20 protein-coding genes are annotated in these 18,961 nt (G+C 66.6%); 8 read left to right on the forward strand and 12 right to left on the reverse strand.

Annotated features, from left to right (window positions below; translation table 11 throughout):
* Positions 1-32: 32 nt before the first annotated feature.
* Together ACORJG_RS14685 and xth are read left to right on the forward strand one after the other, a co-directional pair.
* Positions 33-674 (forward strand): LolA family protein, encoded by a 642-nt coding sequence (locus ACORJG_RS14685; RefSeq protein WP_427790158.1) that lies wholly within the window; start codon positions 33-35, stop codon positions 672-674.
* Positions 675-926: 252 nt separating this feature from the next.
* The gene (gene xth / locus ACORJG_RS14690) at positions 927-1,724 is read left to right on the forward strand and encodes an exodeoxyribonuclease III (protein WP_427790160.1); all 798 of its coding nucleotides are present in this window, start codon (positions 927-929) and stop codon (positions 1,722-1,724) included.
* Positions 1,725-1,731: 7 nt separating this feature from the next.
* Here the strand turns inward: xth and ACORJG_RS14695 are convergent, their stop codons facing one another.
* The gene (locus ACORJG_RS14695) at positions 1,732-3,120 is read right to left on the reverse strand and encodes an SLC13 family permease (protein ID WP_427790162.1); all 1,389 of its coding nucleotides are present in this window, start codon (positions 3,118-3,120) and stop codon (positions 1,732-1,734) included.
* An 86-nt stretch (positions 3,121-3,206) separates the two neighbouring features.
* On the opposite strand from ACORJG_RS14695, the gene ACORJG_RS14700 reads away from it, so the two are divergent.
* Positions 3,207-4,118, forward strand: coding sequence for a hypothetical protein (locus ACORJG_RS14700; RefSeq protein WP_427790164.1), 912 nt, complete (start codon positions 3,207-3,209; stop codon positions 4,116-4,118).
* Positions 4,119-4,125: 7 nt separating this feature from the next.
* On the opposite strand, the gene ACORJG_RS14705 is transcribed toward ACORJG_RS14700, so the two are convergent.
* The 4 genes from ACORJG_RS14705 to ACORJG_RS14720 all read right to left on the reverse strand — a co-directional run bounded on the left by ACORJG_RS14705 (position 4,126) and on the right by ACORJG_RS14720 (position 6,785).
* Positions 4,126-4,248: a hypothetical protein gene (locus ACORJG_RS14705; RefSeq protein ID WP_346529424.1), complete on the reverse strand. Its 123-nt coding sequence runs from the start codon at positions 4,246-4,248 to the stop codon at positions 4,126-4,128.
* Between the two features lie 113 nt (positions 4,249-4,361).
* On the reverse strand, positions 4,362-5,285 hold the full coding sequence (gene gcvA, locus ACORJG_RS14710) for a transcriptional regulator GcvA (RefSeq protein ID WP_427790166.1): 924 nt from the start codon (positions 5,283-5,285) through the stop codon (positions 4,362-4,364).
* A gap of 28 nt (positions 5,286-5,313) precedes the next feature.
* A complete protein-coding gene (locus ACORJG_RS14715) occupies positions 5,314-6,000 on the reverse strand; it encodes a response regulator transcription factor (RefSeq protein ID WP_427790168.1) in 687 nt (228 codons plus the stop codon).
* A gap of 74 nt (positions 6,001-6,074) precedes the next feature.
* The gene (locus ACORJG_RS14720) at positions 6,075-6,785 is read right to left on the reverse strand and encodes a YggS family pyridoxal phosphate-dependent enzyme (protein ID WP_427790170.1); all 711 of its coding nucleotides are present in this window, start codon (positions 6,783-6,785) and stop codon (positions 6,075-6,077) included.
* On the opposite strand from ACORJG_RS14720, the gene ACORJG_RS14725 reads away from it, so the two are divergent.
* On the forward strand, positions 6,784-7,446 hold the full coding sequence (locus ACORJG_RS14725) for a thiamine phosphate synthase (RefSeq protein WP_427790171.1): 663 nt from the start codon (positions 6,784-6,786) through the stop codon (positions 7,444-7,446). The genes ACORJG_RS14720 and ACORJG_RS14725 overlap by 2 nt on opposite strands.
* Before the next feature lie 15 nt (positions 7,447-7,461).
* Here the strand turns inward: ACORJG_RS14725 and ACORJG_RS14730 are convergent, their stop codons facing one another.
* Positions 7,462-7,860 carry an NtrZ family periplasmic regulatory protein gene (locus tag ACORJG_RS14730; protein ID WP_427790172.1) on the reverse strand — a complete coding sequence of 133 codons (399 nt, stop codon included), beginning with the start codon at positions 7,858-7,860 and terminating at the stop codon, positions 7,462-7,464.
* A gap of 359 nt (positions 7,861-8,219) precedes the next feature.
* Between ACORJG_RS14730 and ACORJG_RS14735 the strand changes: the two genes are divergently transcribed.
* From ACORJG_RS14735 to holA, 4 genes are all read left to right on the forward strand, one after another.
* Entirely contained in the window at positions 8,220-8,669 is a 450-nt protein-coding gene (locus ACORJG_RS14735; RefSeq protein ID WP_427790173.1) for a DUF3576 domain-containing protein, read from the forward strand.
* A 105-nt stretch (positions 8,670-8,774) separates the two neighbouring features.
* Entirely contained in the window at positions 8,775-11,369 is a 2,595-nt protein-coding gene (leuS, locus tag ACORJG_RS14740) for a leucine--tRNA ligase (protein WP_427790175.1), read from the forward strand.
* On the forward strand, positions 11,366-11,854 hold the full coding sequence (gene lptE / locus ACORJG_RS14745; protein ID WP_427790177.1) for an LPS assembly lipoprotein LptE: 489 nt from the start codon (positions 11,366-11,368) through the stop codon (positions 11,852-11,854). Before leuS ends, lptE begins: the two co-directional genes overlap by 4 nt.
* Positions 11,855-11,864: 10 nt before the next feature.
* Positions 11,865-12,917, forward strand: a complete 1,053-nt coding sequence (holA, locus tag ACORJG_RS14750; RefSeq protein WP_427790179.1) for a DNA polymerase III subunit delta — start codon at positions 11,865-11,867, stop codon at positions 12,915-12,917.
* A gap of 81 nt (positions 12,918-12,998) precedes the next feature.
* Here the strand turns inward: holA and ACORJG_RS14755 are convergent, their stop codons facing one another.
* The 6 genes from ACORJG_RS14755 to mnmE form a co-directional block, all read right to left on the reverse strand.
* On the reverse strand, positions 12,999-13,190 hold the full coding sequence (locus ACORJG_RS14755) for a hypothetical protein (RefSeq protein WP_427790181.1): 192 nt from the start codon (positions 13,188-13,190) through the stop codon (positions 12,999-13,001).
* A 36-nt stretch (positions 13,191-13,226) separates the two neighbouring features.
* A complete protein-coding gene (locus ACORJG_RS14760; protein ID WP_427790183.1) occupies positions 13,227-14,114 on the reverse strand; it encodes a ParB/RepB/Spo0J family partition protein in 888 nt (295 codons plus the stop codon).
* Between the two features lie 31 nt (positions 14,115-14,145).
* Positions 14,146-14,967 carry a ParA family protein gene (locus ACORJG_RS14765; RefSeq protein ID WP_427790185.1) on the reverse strand — a complete coding sequence of 274 codons (822 nt, stop codon included), beginning with the start codon at positions 14,965-14,967 and terminating at the stop codon, positions 14,146-14,148.
* Entirely contained in the window at positions 14,957-15,577 is a 621-nt protein-coding gene (gene rsmG, locus ACORJG_RS14770; RefSeq protein WP_427790187.1) for a 16S rRNA (guanine(527)-N(7))-methyltransferase RsmG, read from the reverse strand. The genes ACORJG_RS14765 and rsmG overlap by 11 nt, the downstream gene beginning before the upstream one ends.
* On the reverse strand, positions 15,577-17,490 hold the full coding sequence (gene mnmG, locus ACORJG_RS14775) for a tRNA uridine-5-carboxymethylaminomethyl(34) synthesis enzyme MnmG (RefSeq protein WP_427793073.1): 1,914 nt from the start codon (positions 17,488-17,490) through the stop codon (positions 15,577-15,579). The genes rsmG and mnmG overlap by 1 nt, the downstream gene beginning before the upstream one ends.
* Positions 17,491-17,553: 63 nt before the next feature.
* Positions 17,554-18,867 carry a tRNA uridine-5-carboxymethylaminomethyl(34) synthesis GTPase MnmE gene (mnmE, locus tag ACORJG_RS14780; protein WP_427790189.1) on the reverse strand — a complete coding sequence of 438 codons (1,314 nt, stop codon included), beginning with the start codon at positions 18,865-18,867 and terminating at the stop codon, positions 17,554-17,556.
* Positions 18,868-18,961: the final 94 nt, after the last annotated feature.

Raw genomic sequence — 18,961 nt, forward strand, 5'->3', positions numbered from 1 at the left:
CGAAAACCGTTCAGAACGGGAGAAGAAAAGACATGAGCATTTCCCGCCGCGCCTTCGGCCTCAGCTCCGCCGCCCTGGTCGCGCTCGCCGCCGCCCCCGCCGCCGTCTTCGCGCAAGCCGGATTGTCCGCGGACGATCAGGCCGTGCTGCGTCAGGCCCAGACCTATCTGACCGGCATGACGACGGCCCAAGGAACCTTCGTCGAGACGGGGCCGAACAATCAGCGCCGCACCGGCCGCTATTATCTGCAACGACCCGGCAAGATGCGGTTCGAATACACCGATCCCGAGGGCCTGCTGGTTGTGGCCGACGGCAACAACGTCAGCCGGTGGGATCCGCGCCTGAACGTGTTCCGTCAGGCGCCGCTGGGGCAGACGCCGCTGTCGACCTTCCTCGCGCGCGAGGTCCGGCTGGATCAGGGCGTGACCATCGACCGGGTGACGCGCATGGATTCGGGCGCCTTCGCCATTACCGCCCGCGACGCCAAACGGCCGAACGAGGGCTCGGTCATCCTCGCCTTCGCCGGATCGCCCGTGCGCCTTCAGGAATGGACCATCACCGATGCGCAGGGCTCGCGCACGCGGGTGCAGTTGACCACGCTGGACCCTGCGCCCGGCTTGGCCGCCAGCCTGTTCCAGCTGAGGGATCCGACCCGTCGCAACCGCCGCGACTGACGTCACAAACGTGACGTGATCGGCACACATAAATTACAACGATGATAGTTTGACCTTTTTTGTTGCCCGTGACACTTTGGGCACAGGACGGCGGCGGCCGTCCCGCCCGCCACGGATTCATCCCCGCCTGGCGGCGAGAGAGACGAACTTCAAGCGCCCGGAGCCCTGCTCCGGGCGTCTTTTTATTAAGCCGACGGCCTCCCGGGTCGTCGGCTTTAGACCCCGCGCCGCCAAGCTGCTAAGGCCGGTCGCATGAGCCTTCGCATCGTCACCTGGAACATCAACTCGGTCCGCCTGCGCATCGATCAGGTCGCCCGTTTCGTCGCCGAGCACGCCCCGGACGTCCTGTGCCTGCAGGAGATCAAATGCACCGAGGACCAGTTCCCGCGTCAGGCCTTCATCGACATGGGCCTGCCCTACCTACGGATTGGCGGCCAGAAGGGCTGGCACGGCGTGGCCATCGCCAGTCGCCTGCCCATCCTTGACAGCCCCAGGCTGGACGTCTGTCGCGAGGGCCACGCCCGCTGCGTCTCGGCCGTGGTCGAGGGGGTGGAGGTGCAGAACTTCTACGTCCCGGCGGGCGGCGACCTGCCCGACCGCGAACTGAACCCCAAGTTCGATCACAAGATGGACTTCTATGAGCGGCTGACCGCCGAGATGAAGACCCGCGATCGCCAGCGGCCTCTGGTTCTGGCCGGGGACTTCAACATCGCGCCGGGCGAGAACGACGTCTGGAACCACCGTTTCATGTCCAAGGTGGTCAGCCACACCCCGATCGAGGTCGAGACCCTGTATCGGCTTCAGGACGCAGGCGGTTTCACCGACGTGCTGCGCGACCAGATCCACGACCCGGTCAAACTGGCCAGCTGGTGGAGCTATCGCGCCAAGGATTTCCGCAAGTCGAACCGGGGCCTGCGGCTGGACCATCTGTGGACCTCGCCCGGCCTGACGCCCGCCGTGGTCAAGGGCAGCGCCCGCATCCTCGACACCGTGCGCGAATGGGAACGGCCCAGCGACCACGCCCCGGTCGTGATGGATCTGGACGTCTGAACCCGCCTCAGAACGGGAAGAAGATCGGGATCGCCGCCATACCCGTGGCCCAGGTGATCAGGTTCAGCGGCAGGCCGACCTTCACGAAGTCCATGTAGCTGTAATTGCCCATCTGATAGACGAGCACATTCGTCTGATAGCTGAAGGGCGTGGCGAAGGCGGCCGAGGCGGCCATCATCACCGCCACCAGAAACGGCCGCGCATCCACGCCCAACGCCGCCGCGATGGCAACGGCGATGGGCGAGAACAGCACCGCCACCGTGGCGTTGGACAGGATGTCCGTCGAAAACAGCGTCACGCCATAAAAGACGAACAGCGCCGCCCACGGCCCATAGGGACGGATCACGTCGATCAGGGCGTCGGCCCCGGCCTGCGCCAGACCTGTCACCTCCAGCGACGAGCCGATGACCACCATGCCCGCGACCAGCAGCAGGATTTCCGGCCTTAGTCCGGCATAGGCTTCCTCAGCCGTGATGACCCGCATCAGGATCAGCGCCACCGCCCCCGCAAAGGCCGAAGCGGCGATCGGCGCCAGACCCAGGGCCGCCGCCACGACCACGGCGACGAAGACGGCCAGCGACGCCACGGCGCGCTTCAGCTCCAGCGGGCGATCCGCGCCTTTTTCATACAGGTCGACATTGCCCAGCACCGCATCGCCCGACCCGCCGGGGCTGGCGCGCTGCTCCATCAACCACGGCAGGCGCAGAGAGGAGAACAGGCTGCGCTTGCTCTTTTCAGCCTCGGCTTCGCGCCGGGCCGCCATCTCGGCTTCGTCGCGCGCGGCGGTCTTTTCCAGCACGCGGGAGCCGATGAAATACAGATAGAGGCCGCCGACCGTGGCGATGCACAGCCCCACGCCGGTGATCTCGAACAGGGAGAAGACCGGCTGGCCCGCATTGCGCGCCATATCGCTGACCAGCAGATTGGTCGAGGTGCCGATCAGCGTCAGCAGCCCGCCCATGATGACCGCATAGCTGAGCGGCATCAGGAACCGCTTGGGCGACAGGCCCAGCGACAGCGCCATATCGCGAATCACCGGCGCCGCCAGCACCACCACGGGCGTATTGTTCAGAAAGCCCCCGACTGAACCGCAAAGCCCGATCACGATCCAGACCGCGTGCCGTCCGAATACGCGGGTCAGGCCCATGGCCTTGCGGATCAGCCAGGCCAGCAGGCCCGACAGCTCCATGGCGTAGGCGATGACGAACAGACCCGCCAGCGCCATGATGGCCGGGCTGGCGAAGGCGCCCTGCACCTCGACCGGGCGCACCACGCCGAACAGCAGCAGGGCCGCAGCGCCGCTGAGGGCCACCACATCGGACCGCAGGCGTCCGTGGATCATCACCCCGACCACGACGACCAGGACGACGAGAGCGATAATCTGGTCCAGCGTCACCCGCGCAAGGGCCCCTCTTCCGCCTGACGCCGAACCCGATCACAGGCCGGGACGCCAATCCGTCATTCCCGTGTTAGGCTGCTTCCATGGCGATAACAACGACCCGTCTTGCTGCACCGCTCGCCGTCGCGGCGGCCCTGCCCTTTCTGGCCTGGTGCCAGCGGCCGCCCGAACCTGCCGCGCCTGAAGCTCCGGCGCCCGAGACGCCGACGGTCGTTCTGGACTCCACCCTGAACCGCGCCGCCCTGCTGGCCGCCCTGACCGAGGCGCGGGCCGCCACGGCCGACGGCCGCCCGCGCGACGCCGCGCTGAACGGCCGGACGGTGTCGGTGCGCCTGCCCTTCGGCTGTGAAGGCGCTGGCGCAGCGGATCATGTCGAGGCGGGCCTGCCGTCCGTCGTGCGCGGCGCCGACGGGGGGTTGATGCTGACAGTGTCGCCCGAGGATCTGAGCGCCTCAGCCCTGATCGGGGCGCCCGGCATAGACAAGAATGGCGCGGCCACGAGCGACGCGACCAGCAAATGGGAAGCCATCGAGGGCTTCTGGATCCCTCGCCCGTGGAGCGGGCTGGAAACCTGCGCGCCGCGCCAGGCCGCCGCCGCAGTAACGACGCCTGAAGACGATGCGCCCGATAAGGCCTTGAGCGACAAGGCCCCAAGCGACGCGCCGACCGCCACCGCACCGCTCAGCAGACCCGAGCGCAGCGCCGGGCTGGCCGCCGTCATGGAGAGCGGCGGCTCGCGTCTGGGCCGCCGTCAGGGGCAGGCCTATGTCCATGTGATCCGGGGAGAAAAGGGCGCCAACGCGACGCCTGCGCCGGGCGGCTATGCGCTACGGCTTGAAGGACGGTTGACCGCCTTCGCGGACGGCAAGGCCGTCCATTGCGTCCAGCAGGACGCCGAAAGCCGTCCGGTCTGCGTCGCCGCCCTGCGGCTGGACCGACTGGCCTTCGAGGATGGAGCCACGGGCGCCGTTCTCAGCGAATGGCGCCCGCATTGATTTAAGATCAGGCGGCTCCCATCAGGGCGGCGCCGGCCAGCACGCCCAGCAGGATCAGGGTGACGCTGCCGGTGAAGACGACCAGACCTTCGAACGAGAAGCCCGAAGCGCGGGGATGCACGAGTTTCATGATTGAGTTCCTTTCGGCGGGGGAGTTCCGAATGGTCTCAAGATAGGCGGGGCATGGCCTGTGGACAAACCACGGTTAGGCCGCATCGAATGACCTGAGATCACCCGATCCCTTCAAACGTCGCGATCCGGCCGGGATTCCGCCTCTATCCAGTTCATGAAGCGCCGCAGCTTGGGTTCATCGGCCCGTTCAGGCAGGACCACCGCCCAATAGGCCAAGTCGTTGGTAAGGGCGTGGTCGACCGGCTGGATCAGGCGCCCTTCGCGCAACTCATCGGTCACCAGCGGCGCCGAGGTCAGGGTGACCCCGCGACCCGACAGGGCCGCCTCCAGCGCCAGATAGCTGTGGCTGAAGTGGGGGCCGCGCAGGCTCTGAACGCGCGGATCATCGACCCCCGCGCTCTCGAACCACGCCTTCCAGCCCATGCGGTCGGCATAGGGCATGTCGTGCCAGGTCTCGTGAATCAGCACCACGTCCAGCAGATCGGCTGGCTGGCTCAGGCGGCGCCCGGCGGCGAAGGACGGGGCGCACACAGGGATCAGGCGCTCATTGACCAGACGCCGCGCCACCTGACCGGGATAGGGGCCTTCGCCATAGCGCAGGGCCACGTCCGCTTCGCCATTGGCCAGGTCCACGACCCGGTCCTCGGCGAAGACGATCAGGTCCAGATCGGGGTTTTCCTCGCTGAAGCGATGCAGGCGCGGCGACAGCCATTTGCTGGCCAACGACGGCAGGGCGGTGATCCGCAGCTGGCGCGAACGGCCCGGCCGCACGGCCTCCAGCGCCGCCTCCAGCCGCTCGAAGGCGTCGGCGACACCCTGTGCGAGACGTTTGCCGTCAGCGGTCAGGCGTACAGAGCGGTTGAAGCGGTCGAACAACCGCAGGCCCAACCGCATCTCCAGCGCCTTGATGTGTCGGCTGACGGCGCCGGGGGTGACGCCCAGTTCGGCCGCCGCCTCACGAAAACTGCCCAGACGCGCCGCAGCATCGAAAGCGCGCAGGGCCACAAGCGGCGGTGTGGGGCGACGGTCGCTCATGATCGACGCCCTTTCAGATGCGCGAAGTTCAGGGTTGGAGGCGGTAGCCGCCCGCATCCGTCAGCAGCAGCCGCGCCTGACCCGGCTCGGCCTCGATCTTCTGGCGCAGGCGATAGATGTGGGTTTCCAGCGTGTGGGTGGTGACCCCGGCGTTGTAGCCCCAGACCTCGGTCAACAGCTCTTCGCGCGACACCGGCTTGGCCCCGGCGCGATAGAGATACTTCAGGATGTTGGTTTCCTTTTCCGTCAGCCGGACCTTCTTGCCCTTGTCGTCGACCATCAGCTTGGAGGCCGGACGGAACTCATAGGGACCGACCTGGAAGACGGCGTCCTCGGACTGTTCGTGGCTGCGCAGATGGGCGCGGATGCGCGCCAACAGGACGGCGAACCGGAAAGGCTTGGTGACGTAATCATTGGCGCCGGAATCCAGCCCGAGGATGGCGTCTGAATCCGACGACTGCCCCGTCAGCATGATGACCGGGGTCGAAATCCCGGCCTTGCGGATCAGGCGGCACGCCTCGCGGCCGTCCATGTCCGGAAGGTCGACGTCCAGCAGGATCAGATCGGCGCGCGTCTCCTTGGCCTGACGCACGCCGTCAGTCGCCGTCGCAGCCTGGGCCGGACGGAATTCCTCGTGAAGCGCCAGCTGCTCGGCCAGGGCTTCGCGCAGGTCATTGTCGTCGTCGATGATCAGAATGGTTTTTGGCGTGCGCATGGTGCCTTTAAGAATGGCGAGGCTTGGGCCGAACGCCAAGGGCGCCGGACAGGTTTCTGGGTCTATATTGTCGTCTAAGAGGTCGCAGGGGCCATATTTCGTTCCCCGAAGAGTGCAGAACCGACCCGAACATGGGTCGCGCCAGCCGCGATCGCGGTTTCATAGTCGCCGCTCATGCCCATCGACAGCACGCTAAGACCGTTGCGGCGGGCGATCTGCGCCAGCAGGGCGAAGTGCGGCGCCGGGTCTTCATCGGCCGGGGGAATGCACATCAGCCCCTCGATCGTCAGGCCGTGTCCGTCGCGCACGGCGGCGATGAAGGCGTCCGCGTCATCGGGCAGGACGCCCGCCTTCTGCGGCTCGGCGCCGGTGTTGACCTGAACCAACAGACGGGGATGGCGTCCGGTCTTCGTCATCGCCGCCGCCAGCGCCGAGGCCAGACGCGCCCGGTCCAGCGTCTCGATGACGTCGAACAGTTCGACGGCTTCCTGCGCCTTATTGGTCTGAAGCGGGCCGATCAGGCGCAGTTCAAGGTCCGGCAGGACCGCGCGGCGGGCGCTCCAGTGGGCCTGCGCCTCCTGCACCCGGTTCTCGCCGAACACCCGCTGCCCCGCCGACAGGGCGGCGTCGAGCGCGGCGTCGCCCTGCGTCTTGGACACGGCGGTCAGGATGATCGAGGCCGGGTCGCGCCCCGCCGCTACGGCCGCCTCATGAATACGGCGGCGGACCTGTTCGAAACGGTCAGCGATGGACGAAGCGGCTGAAGCGGGATTAGTGGCGGTCATGACCCAGTCCGATTTCATGGCCGAGGATGCGCGCGCACTGTGGGCGGCGGCGCTGGCCCTGTCGCGATCTTTAGCCCCCGTGGCGGCGGCTGTCAGCCCGCGCCCCCTGCCGCCCCTGCTGTTCTTCACCGACCCGACGCGCACCCCCCGCCCGTGGGAGACGGCCGCACGCCTGCCGACGGGCGCCGGGGTGGTCTATCGCGCTTTCGGGGCCGCCGACGCCGTTGAGACGGGACTTCGCCTGCGTGAGGCGACACGCGCGGCGGGCGTTGTCCTGCTGGTCGGGTTGGACGCCGAACTGGCGGAGCAGATCCAGGCGGACGGCGTCCATCTGCCTGAGCGCGCCCTGTCGGCGGCCTATGCTCTTTCGGGACGGCGACCGGACTGGCTGCTGACCGGGGCGGCCCATTCACCCGAGACTGTGCGCAGCGCCCGCGACCTGCACGCCCTTGTCGTGTCGCCGGTCTTTCCGGCGGGCGGGGCATCATCCGTCAAACCTGCGCTGGGCGTTGAGGGATTTGCAGATCTGGCGGCGCAGGCCCCCTGCCCCGTCTATGCGCTGGGCGGGATCACGGCGCGCAACGTCGAAGCCTTGAACGAATCAGGCGCGTGCGGACTGGCAGGCGTCGACGCGATCCAGACCGCCTTTTCCCGCCCATAGAGCAGGAAGCGACATTCAGAACTTGAAGATGGTTTCGAGGCGGACGCGCGGCGCGGCGCGGCGGTCGCTGCTTTCCGGGGCGCGGGCCGGATCGACTTCGGGCGAGGCCAGGTTGGCGGCGGCGCCGACGCGCAGGCGCGGGCTGAGGCGGTAATAGGCCCCGGCCTCGACATCGCCCCAGTCGGCTTCGCGGCCGACGGGCTGGTTCAGGTTGAAGTTCAGGCCCCAGCGACCGTTCTCGTTCCAGCGCAGGCCGCGACGTTGCGTGGCGGCGGGGGTGCTGGGCGACTGGGCGGCGGCGTCGGCGAGAGAGACGGCAGGCGCCCGACCGCGCGTCTGTGCGGCAGCGTCGGTCGCCGTCCCGGCCAAGGCCAGGACGCCCACGCTTGCAGCGATGACGGCGACGATGCGCATTCCACCTACCCAAATGGATCAGACGTCTGTTGCGCCGATCCTTCGTTAGAAGTCTTCCGCCCCTTATGAGGCTGGGGATAACATATGGACTGCATCCGCCCGGTCAACGCGCAGATGCCCTTATGGCCGAGGTTAAGGACGACTCCGGGCGGGGCTGTGGCGCCTGTGTCACGCCTGCAGGTCACATCAGGCATGGTCCGGGTCGCCATCTGACGCTCATTCGGAATGCCACGGCGTCGGATCGCCTTGTCATCGCCCCTTTTCACCGTGTTATAGAGCGTTGCTGACGTATGTGTGCGAGAGCGTCGCCGAGCGATGTTTCCCTCACGCGCCGTCAAACCCTTTACGGAGATCACCGAATGGCTCTTGTTCGCGGCGCTGCGGTCGCCCTGATCGCCTCGGGCCTGCTGCTCGGGGGCTGCTCCAGCCTGCCGTTCGGCGGGTCGAAGGCCAAGGCGCCCACGATGGAGGCCCAGCTGGGCATCGGCGTGAACGCCTATCTGTGGCGCGCCACGCTGGACACCCTGTCCTTCATGCCCCTGGACAGCGCCGACCCGTGGGGCGGCGTGGTCAACTATGACTGGTACGTCAATCCGCAGGCGCCGAACGAGCGCTTCAAGGCGACCGTCTTCATCCTGGATCGCCGCCTGCGCGCCGACGCTCTGAACGTCTCCATCACCAAGGAGGCCAAGGATGCATCCGGCGCCTGGGTTTCGGCCCCGGTCGCGGCCCAGACCGAAACCGATCTGGAAAACGCCATCCTGACCAAGGCGCGCCAGCTCAACCTCGCCAACGCGGCGCGCCGCTAAAATACAGGCCGCCGCCCAAGACCGGCGGCCTCTCATCCTTCGTCTTCAATGCGTTCTCAGGCCCGCCTCAAGCTTCGCGCCTGAGGCGCCGCTTCAGGATACGCCGTGGCCCCCTCCAGCCCGTCCCGCTACGAGCCCAAGACCGCCGAACCCCGCCAGCAGGCCCGCTGGGCCGAGGCTGACGCCTTTTCGGTGTCCAACGCCGATACCGGCCGCCCGAAATACTATGTGCTGGAGATGTTCCCCTATCCGTCGGGCAACATCCACATGGGCCACGCCCGCAACTATGTGATGGGCGATGTGGTGGCGCGCTGGAAGCGGGCCAGCGGTTACGACGTGCTGCACCCGATGGGCTGGGACGCCTTCGGCATGCCCGCCGAGAACGCGGCGATGGAGCGCGGCGTCCACCCCGGCGACTGGACCTGGTCCAACATCGCCACGATGCGCGACCAACTCAAGTTGCTGGGCCTGTCGCTGGACTGGAGCCGCGAGTTCGCCACCTGCGATCCCGAATATTATGGCAAGCAGCAGGAATGGTTCCTCGAACTGTTCAAGCGCGGTCTGGTCTATCGCAAGGACGGCGTGGTCAACTGGGACCCGGTCGACAACACCGTTCTGGCCAACGAACAGGTCATCGACGGGCGCGGCTGGCGCTCGGGCGCCGTGGTCGAGAAGCGCAAGCTGAACCAGTGGTTCCTGCGCATTACTCAGTATGCGGATGATCTGATCGACGGCCTGGCCGAGCTGGAAGGCCGCTGGCCCGAGAAAGTCCGCCTGATGCAGGAAAACTGGATCGGCCGATCCAAGGGTCTGCAGATGAAATGGGCCTGGGCGGGCGCCGCCCCGGTTGGTTTCGACGACGGGCTGGAGATCTACACCACCCGCCCGGACACCCTGTTCGGCGCCAGCTTCATGGGCCTGGCCCCCGATCATCCGATCTCGAAGCAACTGGCCGAGGCTGACCCCAAGGTCGCCGCCTTCGTCGCCGAATGCCGCAAGGGCGGCGCCAGCCAGGCCGACATCGAACAGGCCGAAAAGATCGGCTGGGACACGGGGCTGAAGGTCATCCACCCCTTCACCGGCGCCGAGGTTTCGGTGTGGATCGCCAACTTCATTCTGTCCGACTACGGAACGGGCGCCATCTTCGCCTGCCCGGCGCATGACCAGCGCGATCTGGACTTCGCCCGCAAATACGACCTCCCGGTGATCCCGGTCGTCCGCCCTGAAGGCGCGGGCGACGACTTCGCCGTGACGGACGAGGCCTATACCGGCCCCGGCTCCATCTTCCATTCCGACTTCCTGAACGGTCTGGACATCGAGACCGCCAAGGCCGAGGCCATCCGCCGGGTCGAGGCCGCCGGAACCGGCGAAGGCGCGACCATCTACCGCCTGCGCGACTGGGGCGTCAGCCGCCAGCGCTACTGGGGCTGCCCCATCCCGGTCATCCACTGCGAAACCTGCGGCGTCGTGCCGGTCCCGGCCGATCAGCTGCCGGTCGAACTGCCCAAGGACGTCACCTTCGATGTCCCCGGCAACCCGCTGGACCGCCACCCGACATGGAAACACGTCAACTGTCCGTCGTGCGGCGCCGCCGCCCGGCGCGAGACGGACACGCTGGACACCTTCGTCGACAGCTCCTGGTATTTCGCCCGCTTCGCCGACCCCAAGGCCGCCGAGCCGATCAACAAGGCCGCCGCCGCCAAATGGCTGCCGGTCGATCAGTATATCGGCGGCGTGGAACACGCGGTCCTGCACCTGCTCTACGCCCGCTTCATCACCCGCGCCCTGTCGGACGCCGGTCTGATGGACGTGAAGGAGCCGTTCGCCGGGCTGTTCACCCAGGGCATGGTGGTCCACGAGACCTATTTCGACGGCCATGAAGACAGCGGCAAGCCGCGCTGGGTCGAGCCGTCGGACGTGCGCATCGAGTCGGTGGACGGCAAACGCGTCGCCACCCGCCTGTCCACCGGCGCCGCCATCTCGATCGGCGACATCGAAAAGATGTCCAAGTCCAAGAAGAACGTGGTCGCCCCGCAGGACATCATCGCCGCCTATGGCGTCGACGCCGGACGCCTGTTCATCCTGTCCGACAGCCCGCCCGAGCGTGACATTCAGTGGTCGACCGGCGGGGTCGAGGGCGCCGCCCGCTTCGTCCAGCGCGTCTGGGGCGAATACGCCGCCTTCGACGCCGCCGCGCCCGCCAACGCCGATGTCGACGCCGCCCTGATCCGCGAGACGCACAAGGCCATCAAGGCCGTCAGCGAAGGCGTCGAGCATTTCCGCTTCAACTCGGCCGTGGCCAAGCTCTACGCCTTCCTGGCGACCATCCGTCAGCACGACAAGGCGGGCGCCGAGGCGAAGAAGACCGCCCTGTCGGCCCTGGCGCGGCTGATGGCGCCCTTCACCCCGCACCTGGCCGAGGAATGCTGGAGCCAGCTGGGCGAAGCGGGAATGGTTCTGGATGCGCCCTGGCCCGCCTATGACGCCGCCCTGGCCGCCGACGATCAGGTCACCCTGCCCGTCCAGATCGGCGGCAAGCGTCGGGGCGAGGTCGTCCTGCCGCGCGGATCGGACAATGCGACGGTCGAGGCCGCCGCTCTCGCCAATCCGACGGTTCAGGCCTACCTTGCCGCCAACAACCTCAGCATCCGCAAGGTGATCGTCGTGCCCGACCGTATCGTCAATCTGGTGGCCGGATGATGCCCGGCGGGCGTCGCCTCCTGCTGGCCCTAGCCGGGACGGTTCTGCTGTCCGGCTGCGGCTTCACGCCCATGTACGGCGAAACCGGCGTCAGCGGCGGCCTGTCGCGGATCGCCGTGACCACGCCGGACGACCGTCTGGGCTATCGCCTGCGCGAGCAGCTGGAAGACGCCTTCGGCCGCGACGGCGCCCAGGCGCCGCTCTATCGCCTGTCGACCGAGGTCGAACACCGCCGCCGCCCGCTGGGCCGCCGCATCGATGACACCGCCAGCCGCTATGAACTGACCGTCAGGGCCGCCTGGTCCCTGACCCCTGTCGCAGGCAGTGAAACGGTGAAGGGCGTACAGACCACCACGGTCACCTATGCCGCCGCCGACCAGCCCTACGCCGCCATCGCCGCCCAGCAGGATGGCGAGGACCGCGCCGCCGCCGACCTGGCGCGTCTGATCCGCATGGACATGATGCGCGTCCTGGCCGGACGCTGAAGGCCGCCGCATGATCCTGTCCCGGCGGCCCGACGTCGACCGCTTCCTGAAGGCGCCAGACGCAGGCGTCCGCGCCGCCGTCATCCACGGCAAGGACCGTTCAGGCGTGACCGAACGCGCCCTGACGCTGTGCAAGGCGATCACGCCGGATCTGAACGACCCCTTCAACGTCACCCTGCTGACCGAGACCGACATCGACGGCGACGCGGTGCGGCTGGAAGAGGCGCTGACGGCGCTCAGCATGATCGGCGGGCGGCGTCTGGTCCGCATCCGTCTGTCAGACGGCAAGGCAGGGGTGGACAAGGCGGTCGCCGCCGCCCTGACGGCCCACGCCGAGGGCGCCTATAATCCCGACGCCATGCTGGTGATCGAGGCCGGGGCTCTGGGCCGCGAATCCGCCCTGCGTAAAGCCGCAGAAAAGGCTCAGGGCGCAGTGGCTATCGCCTGTTATGAAGACGAGGTCGGCGACGTGGCCCGCATGACGCGTGAGGCTCTGGGCGCCGACAAAGTCGGCCTTAGCTCCGACGCCCTGGACCGCTTCGTCGCCCGCCTGCCCCGCGAACGCGGCCTGATGCGTCAGGAGATCGAGCGACTGATCCTCTACATCGGCCCCGGATCCGGCCGCACCATCGATGTCGAGGAACTGGACGCCCATCTGGGGGTCGAACCCGACGCCTCCCTGTCCGACGCCGCGCTTCAGGCCTTCGGCGGTCGCCCCGGCCCCGCCCAATCAGGCCTGCGCCGCGCGCTGGCCGAGGGCGAAAGCGCTGTCATGGCCGTCCGCATGGCCTCAATTCATCTCGGAAAACTGCGTCGAATCAATATCCTGCAGGCCAATGGCGCAGGCGCCAAGGAAGCCGCCAAGGCCGCCGGCGTCTTCTGGAAGCAGGAGGCCGAAATGCTGCGTCAGGCGCGCGGCTGGCGTCTGGACCTGCTCGATCAGGTGCAGGACAGCATCAACACGGCCGACATCATGACGAAGACCACAGGCATGCCCGAGGCCCTGATCGCCGAACGCCTGCTGCTTGAAATCGCCGCCCGCGCCAAGCGGATGGGACTCTGATACAGCGCCCCGAGCTTGAACGCAGCAGAGCAGGAAGCGCCATTTCCGGCCCTTTCATACCCGCTCAAGAAACCTGAAATATCACCCGCGCTTGGATGCGCGCCGGAAAGCAGGCTTGTTCAGCGCCACAGAAGCACGCTGAACAGACTTTCCGGACGTGATGGCGCCGGTGTCGCCGCCAAAGGCTCCGGCATTTCGGCTGGCGGCTTTCTTCGCGGCCAGGGCTCGTTTCAGCGCATCAGCTGCACTGTTTTTATCTGAGTTTTCAGTCATGCCCTCACCTTGGCATGAATAGCGCCGGAAAGCGCCTCAGCCCCGCATCAAACGACGGCAAAGATCGTCAAGCTGTTCCAGCGTGCCGTATTTGACGGTGATCTCGCCCTTGCCGCCCTTGTCGGCCAGCGACACCTTCAGGCCCAAAGCGTCAGACAGATCCTGCTCCAGCGCCGCGATGTCAGCAGCGCCCTCGCCGTTCAGGACCGCCTTCGTCTTGACGGGCTTGGGCCCCTCGGCAGCGCGACGAGCCAGCGCCTCGGTCTGACGAACGTTCAAGCCCTTGGCGATGACATCCCGCGCCAACTCTTCGGCGTTCGGAGCGGTGATCAGCGCCCGCGCGTGTCCGGCCGACAGATCGCCCCGCACCACATGCTCACGCACCGCTTCAGGCAGTTGCAACAGGCGCAGGGTGTTGGCGACATGACTACGGCTCTTGCCCACTACGCCCGCCAAAGCGTCCTGCGTCCGGCCGAAACGCTCCATCAGCAAGGCATAGGCATTGGCCTCTTCCATCGGGTTCAGGTCGGCGCGCTGGACGTTTTCGATGACGCCGACTTCCAGCACCTCGATATCGTCCATCTCGCGCACGACGATCGGCACCTGGGTCAGCCGCGCAGCCTGAGCGGCCCGCCAGCGACGTTCGCCGGCGATGATCTGCCATACGCCCTGCTCGCCCGGCTGAGAGCGAACCAGGATGGGCTGCAGCACGCCCTTGTCGCGGATGGAGGCCGTCAACTCTTCCAGATCCGTCTTCGAGAAGATCTTGCGCGGCTGGTCCGGGTTAGGCTTCAGCGTCTCAATAGGCGCACGGTGCACGCCCGCAGGCGCCGGGCCGCTCGCATCAACGGCGACAGGCTCCTGCGCGTTTTCACCCATGAGCGCCGAGAGACCCCGGCCCAGACCACGCTGACGTTCAGACAAGATGCTGTTTCCGTTTACTTATTAGATTTGATCAAGCCGCGATGGCCTGACGACGCTGACGCTCACGCGCCACCACTTCCCGGGCCAGCTTCAGATAGGCCTGACTGCCCGCACACTTCAGATCATAGATGAGCGCGGGCTTGCCGAACGACGGCGCCTCCGACACCCGGACGTTACGAGGAATGACGCTGTCATAGACCTTGTCGCCGAAGTGAGCGCGCACATCGGCCGCCACCTGCCCCGACAGGGCGTTCCGACGGTCATACATGGTCAGCACCAGCCCCTGGATTTCCAGCGCCGGGTTCAGGCTCTGACGCACCATGTCGATGGTCCGCATCAACTGGGTCAGGCCTTCCAGAGCAAAGAACTCGCACTGCAGCGGCACCAGAACCGCATCAGCCGCAGCCATGGCGTTCAGCGTCAACAGATTCAGCGACGGCGGGCAGTCGATCAGCACATAATCATACCGCGAATGACCATGCCCCCCCTGTTTCGCCAAGGCGTCGCGCAGGCGGTAGGAGCGACGATCAGACTGGCTCAACTCGATTTCGACGCCCGACATGTCAGCGTCGGCCGCAACGATGAACAGGCCCGGCACAGCGGTTTCTATGGCCGCCTCATCTACCGGACGGCCGTCGACGATGACGTCATAGATGGTCACCCGCCGTGTTTCACGTGGAACACCCAGCCCGGTCGAGGCATTGCCCTGCGGGTCCATGTCGACGATCAGAACCTTCTCGCCGATGGCCGCAAGGGCGGTGCCGAGGTTTATCGCTGTCGTGGTCTTGCCCACCCCGCCCTTCTGGTTGGAGACGGCTAAAATCCGGGGCTGCTTTACGGACTCAACGGACACGGCGGAGGCTCCCCAGTGAAACGATGCGGCCGCGCGGATCACTGCGCGAGACCGTAAGCTCAGCATCAAACTGCCAGACCCGACGGGCCTCTTTCAACTCAGCCTCGGCCTTCTCTCCCTTGAGAAACAGGCCTTTTGCACCGCGTTGGAAGTAGGGCTGTGCATAACCCAGCAGTTTCTCCATCGCTGCGACGGCGCGAGCGGTGACGACATCCACCGTAATCGCCTGCTCTTCCGCACGGCCGTTGACCACCGTGGCGGGCAGTTCAAGCGCATCGACGATGGTCCGCAAGAAGCGGCACCGCTTGCCCAGACTGTCGACCAGCCAGACATAGGCGCCCGGGCGGCCCTTCAGCAGGATGGCCAGAACCACGCCGGGAAACCCGGCTCCGGCACCCAGATCCGCCCAGGTCTTTGCATCAGGCGCGAGGTTCAGCAGTTGGGCGCTATCCCACGCATGGCGGTTCCAGAAGTCAGGCAGGGTATCCGGCCCCACCAGATTCATCACCTCATTGGCTTCGCTCAGCATGCCGAGGAAGGTCTGCAGATCGGCGATGTTGGCGTCGCTGGCGCCTGTCTGATCGCGGAAAGTCTGGATAGCTTCGGACATCAGGCGACGACCGCCGCAAGGTCGGCTTGCACGGCTTTGACCTTTTTCACATGGGCCAGAAGCGCCGTCAGCGCGCCCGGGGTCATGCCTTCGATCCGTCCGGCCTGGCCAAGGGTCAGTGGGCGGATCATGGCCAGTTTCTCGCGCACCTCGTTCGACAGGGCGCCGATCGCGGCATAGTCCAGATCAGCCGGCAGAGCCAAGCCCTCCTCACGACGCAAAGCCTCAGCGTCCTGCGCCTGACGGTCCAGATAGCCCGCGTAAACAGCGTCGATCTCGACCTGCTCACGCACCGAAAGCGACCAGTCAGCAATCTCCGGACGGATGGCGACAAACTGATCCAGCGTCACGTTTGGAAAGGCCAACAGATCGCGGATCGAGCGGCGCTGGCCATCGGCGTTGACGGTGATTCCAAGGGCGCCCGCCTCCTTCGGCGTGAACTGCGTTTCACGTGAAACACGGTTCGCCCGGTCTAACCGGTCGACCTTATCCAGCCATACCCGCGCGCGCTCTGAGCCGACGATCCCCGCCTCAATCCCAATCGGCGTCAGGCGCTGGTCGGCGTTATCGGCACGCAGAGTCAACCGATACTCCGCCCGGCTTGTGAACATACGATAGGGTTCAGTAACGCCCCGCGTCACCAAGTCATCAATCATGACGCCGATATAGGCCTGATCCCGGCCGAGGATCAGCGGGTCAGAACCGGCGGCGACTCGGGCAGCGTTCAGGCCGGCGATGAGGCCTTGCGCCCCCGCCTCTTCATAGCCGGTCGTGCCGTTGATTTGTCCGGCAAGATACAGGCCGGGCCGCTTCTTCACCTCTAGCGCGGGGGTCAACTCGCGCGGGTCGACGTAATCATACTCAATGGCGTAGCCGAAGCGAAAGACCTCGACCTGCTCCAGGCCCGGCATGGTGCGCAGAAACGCCATCTGGGTGGCGTCAGACACCGACGTAGAAATGCCGTTCGGATAGACACTGGGATCATCCAGCCCTTCCGGCTCCAGGAAGACCTGGTGACTGGTCTTGTCCGCGAAACGGACCACCTTGTCCTCGATCGACGGGCAGTAGCGCGGTCCGCGACCCGACAAACGCCCGCCGTAGACAGCGCTTTCACCGAGGTTATCGGCGATGATGCGGTGCGTCTCTTCCGTCGTATGGGTGACACCGCAAGCGATCTGCGGCACCTCAATCCGGTCGGTCAGGAAACTGAAAGGTACAGGCTGATCGTCCGCGGCCTGCATCTCCAGCCGCTCCCAGCCGATGGTGCGACCATCCAGACGTGCGGGCGTGCCGGTCTTCAACCGCCCCATCATCAGGTCAGCAGAATGCAGGTCGCCGGCCAAACCCGTCGACGGGTCTTCGCCATAGCGCCCCGCCGGAATACGCAGGTCGCCCCGATGGATCACGCCGTTGAGAAAGGTGCCGGTTGTCAGCACCACAGCCCCCGCGCGTATGGTCTCCCCCACCCCCGTCTTCACGCCGACCACGCGGTCGCCGTTCAGGACCAGTCCCTCGGCCGTGCCCGCCATAAGGGTCAGGTTCGGATAGTCCGCCAGTTCGGCCTGCATGGCCTCGCGATACAGGCGCCGGTCGATCTGGCTGCGGGGACCGCGCACCGCAGCGCCCTTGGAGCGGTTCAGCATCCGGAACTGGATGCCCGACACGTCCGCCAACCGGCCCATGACGCCGTCCAGAGCGTCGATCTCGCGCACCAGGTGGCCCTTGCCCAGACCGCCGATGGCAGGATTGCAGCTCATCTCGCCGATGGTTTCCAGCTTCTGCGTCAGAAGCAGTGTGCGAGCGCCTGCGCGAGCAGCCGCCGTCGCGGCCTCGCATCCGGCGTGACCGCCGCCGATAACGACGACGTCGAAGGTGTGATCGGGGGTCGAACTCATGGCGTTCACATAGTCCATTCGAGCCGGAATCGCCACCGGCTGAAGAACCATTGTTTCACGTGAAACAGGCTTAAGCCGGGCCTATTTACCGATACAGAAGGAGGAGAAGACCTCGCCCAGAATGTCCTCAACGCCGATGCCCCCGGTGACGCGCGCCAGAGCGTCGGCTGCACGGCGCAGGTCATCCCCCGCCATCTCGGGCGCGAGGTCGAGCGCACGGCGCCCGGCCTCAACATCAGCCAAGGCTTCCGCCAAGCGGCGGCGATGCCGTTCGCGTGTCACGGCGGGGAAGTCGGCGCCCGACAGGTCTCTGGCCAGACGCGCAGCGATCCAGTCGTGCAACTCGAGCAGCCCCTGCCCCGTCGTCGTACTGACCGTGAGGGATTGCAGACTCGCCGTCGGCGTCACCGCGCCCAGATCCGCCTTGTTCAGAACCTGAAGATCAGATGGCCCCACAAAGGCCGCGGCCGGGTCCTCGACGTCCTGTGAAGACGGCGAACGCACCCACAGACGCAGATCGGCGCCCTCGGCGCGCAGTCGGGCGCGGCGGATGCCCTCGGCCTCAACGGGATCATCACTGTCACGAAGACCCGCCGTATCCGACAGGGTCACCGCGTAACCGCCGATCATGATGTCGGCGTCCAGAACGTCGCGCGTCGTTCCGGCGATGGGCGTGACGATAGCCGCCTCACGCGCTACGAGCGCGTTGAACAAGGACGACTTGCCGGCGTTGGTCTCGCCGATCAGGACGATGCGATAGCCCTCGCGCACCCGTCGTCCGCGATCGCTATCCGCCAATGCAGCCCTCAGGTCAGCCGCGAGCTGATCCAGAACCGGTCCAGCCGTGCGCGCCAGATTGTCCGGCACTTCCTCGTCAGGGAAATCGATCTCGGCCTCGACCAGCGAAAGTGCCTTCAGCAGATCGCGACGGAATCCGCTGTATGCCGCCGACAGGGCGCCGTCGAGTTGGCCCAGAGCCTGAGACTTCTGCGCCTCAGTTTCTGCGTCGATCAGATCAGCGACAGCCTCAGCCTGCGCCAGATCCATACGGCCGTTTTGGAAGGCGCGACGGGTGAACTCGCCCGGCTCAGCCGGACGCAGACCCAATGCAATCAGGGCCACGCTGGCGGCCTCGATCACCGCGCGGCCGCCGTGCAGATGCAGTTCGGCCGAGTCTTCGCCCGTATAGGATCGTGGGGCGACAAAACGCAGGACCAGCGCCTCGTCGATCAGACGGCCGTCGTGACGCAGAGCGCGCACAAAGGCCAGACGCGGGGTCAGTCCCCCTGCCCCCAGCGCCGTCAGTGCGCTTTCCGTAGCCGGTCCGGACAAGCGCAACACGGCGATGGCGCCGCGCCCCGGCGGAGTGGCTAGGGCAAAGATGGTGTCGGTCATATCTTTTCTCCTCCCCATTTCATGGAGAGGTGCATGGACGCCGAAGGCGACGAGACGAAGGGGCAACGGTGGAAGAGCCCCTCCACCGCTTCGC

The organism is Brevundimonas diminuta (assembly GCF_050310045.1).
Lineage (GTDB): Bacteria > Pseudomonadota > Alphaproteobacteria > Caulobacterales > Caulobacteraceae > Brevundimonas > Brevundimonas diminuta_F.

Bases quoted from the DNA above. Each gene is read 5' to 3' on its own strand.
- ACORJG_RS14685 (WP_427790158.1), top strand. From the start codon at position 33: ATGAGCATTTCCCGCCGCGCCTTCGGCCTCAGCTCCGCCGCCCTGGTC.
- xth (WP_427790160.1), top strand. From the start codon at position 927: ATGAGCCTTCGCATCGTCACCTGGAACATCAACTCGGTCCGCCTGCGC.
- ACORJG_RS14700 (WP_427790164.1), top strand. From the start codon at position 3,207: ATGGCGATAACAACGACCCGTCTTGCTGCACCGCTCGCCGTCGCGGCG.
- ACORJG_RS14705 (WP_346529424.1), bottom strand. From the start codon at position 4,248: ATGAAACTCGTGCATCCCCGCGCTTCGGGCTTCTCGTTCGAAGGTCTG.
- gcvA (WP_427790166.1), bottom strand. From the start codon at position 5,285: ATGAGCGACCGTCGCCCCACACCGCCGCTTGTGGCCCTGCGCGCTTTC.
- ACORJG_RS14715 (WP_427790168.1), bottom strand. From the start codon at position 6,000: ATGCGCACGCCAAAAACCATTCTGATCATCGACGACGACAATGACCTG.
- ACORJG_RS14725 (WP_427790171.1), top strand. From the start codon at position 6,784: ATGACCCAGTCCGATTTCATGGCCGAGGATGCGCGCGCACTGTGGGCG.
- ACORJG_RS14720 (WP_427790170.1), bottom strand. From the start codon at position 6,785: ATGACCGCCACTAATCCCGCTTCAGCCGCTTCGTCCATCGCTGACCGT.
- ACORJG_RS14730 (WP_427790172.1), bottom strand. From the start codon at position 7,860: ATGCGCATCGTCGCCGTCATCGCTGCAAGCGTGGGCGTCCTGGCCTTG.
- ACORJG_RS14735 (WP_427790173.1), top strand. From the start codon at position 8,220: ATGGCTCTTGTTCGCGGCGCTGCGGTCGCCCTGATCGCCTCGGGCCTG.
- lptE (WP_427790177.1), top strand. From the start codon at position 11,366: ATGATGCCCGGCGGGCGTCGCCTCCTGCTGGCCCTAGCCGGGACGGTT.
- holA (WP_427790179.1), top strand. From the start codon at position 11,865: ATGATCCTGTCCCGGCGGCCCGACGTCGACCGCTTCCTGAAGGCGCCA.
- ACORJG_RS14755 (WP_427790181.1), bottom strand. From the start codon at position 13,190: ATGACTGAAAACTCAGATAAAAACAGTGCAGCTGATGCGCTGAAACGA.
- rsmG (WP_427790187.1), bottom strand. From the start codon at position 15,577: ATGTCCGAAGCTATCCAGACTTTCCGCGATCAGACAGGCGCCAGCGAC.
- mnmG (WP_427793073.1), bottom strand. From the start codon at position 17,490: ATGGACTATGTGAACGCCATGAGTTCGACCCCCGATCACACCTTCGAC.
- mnmE (WP_427790189.1), bottom strand. From the start codon at position 18,867: ATGACCGACACCATCTTTGCCCTAGCCACTCCGCCGGGGCGCGGCGCC.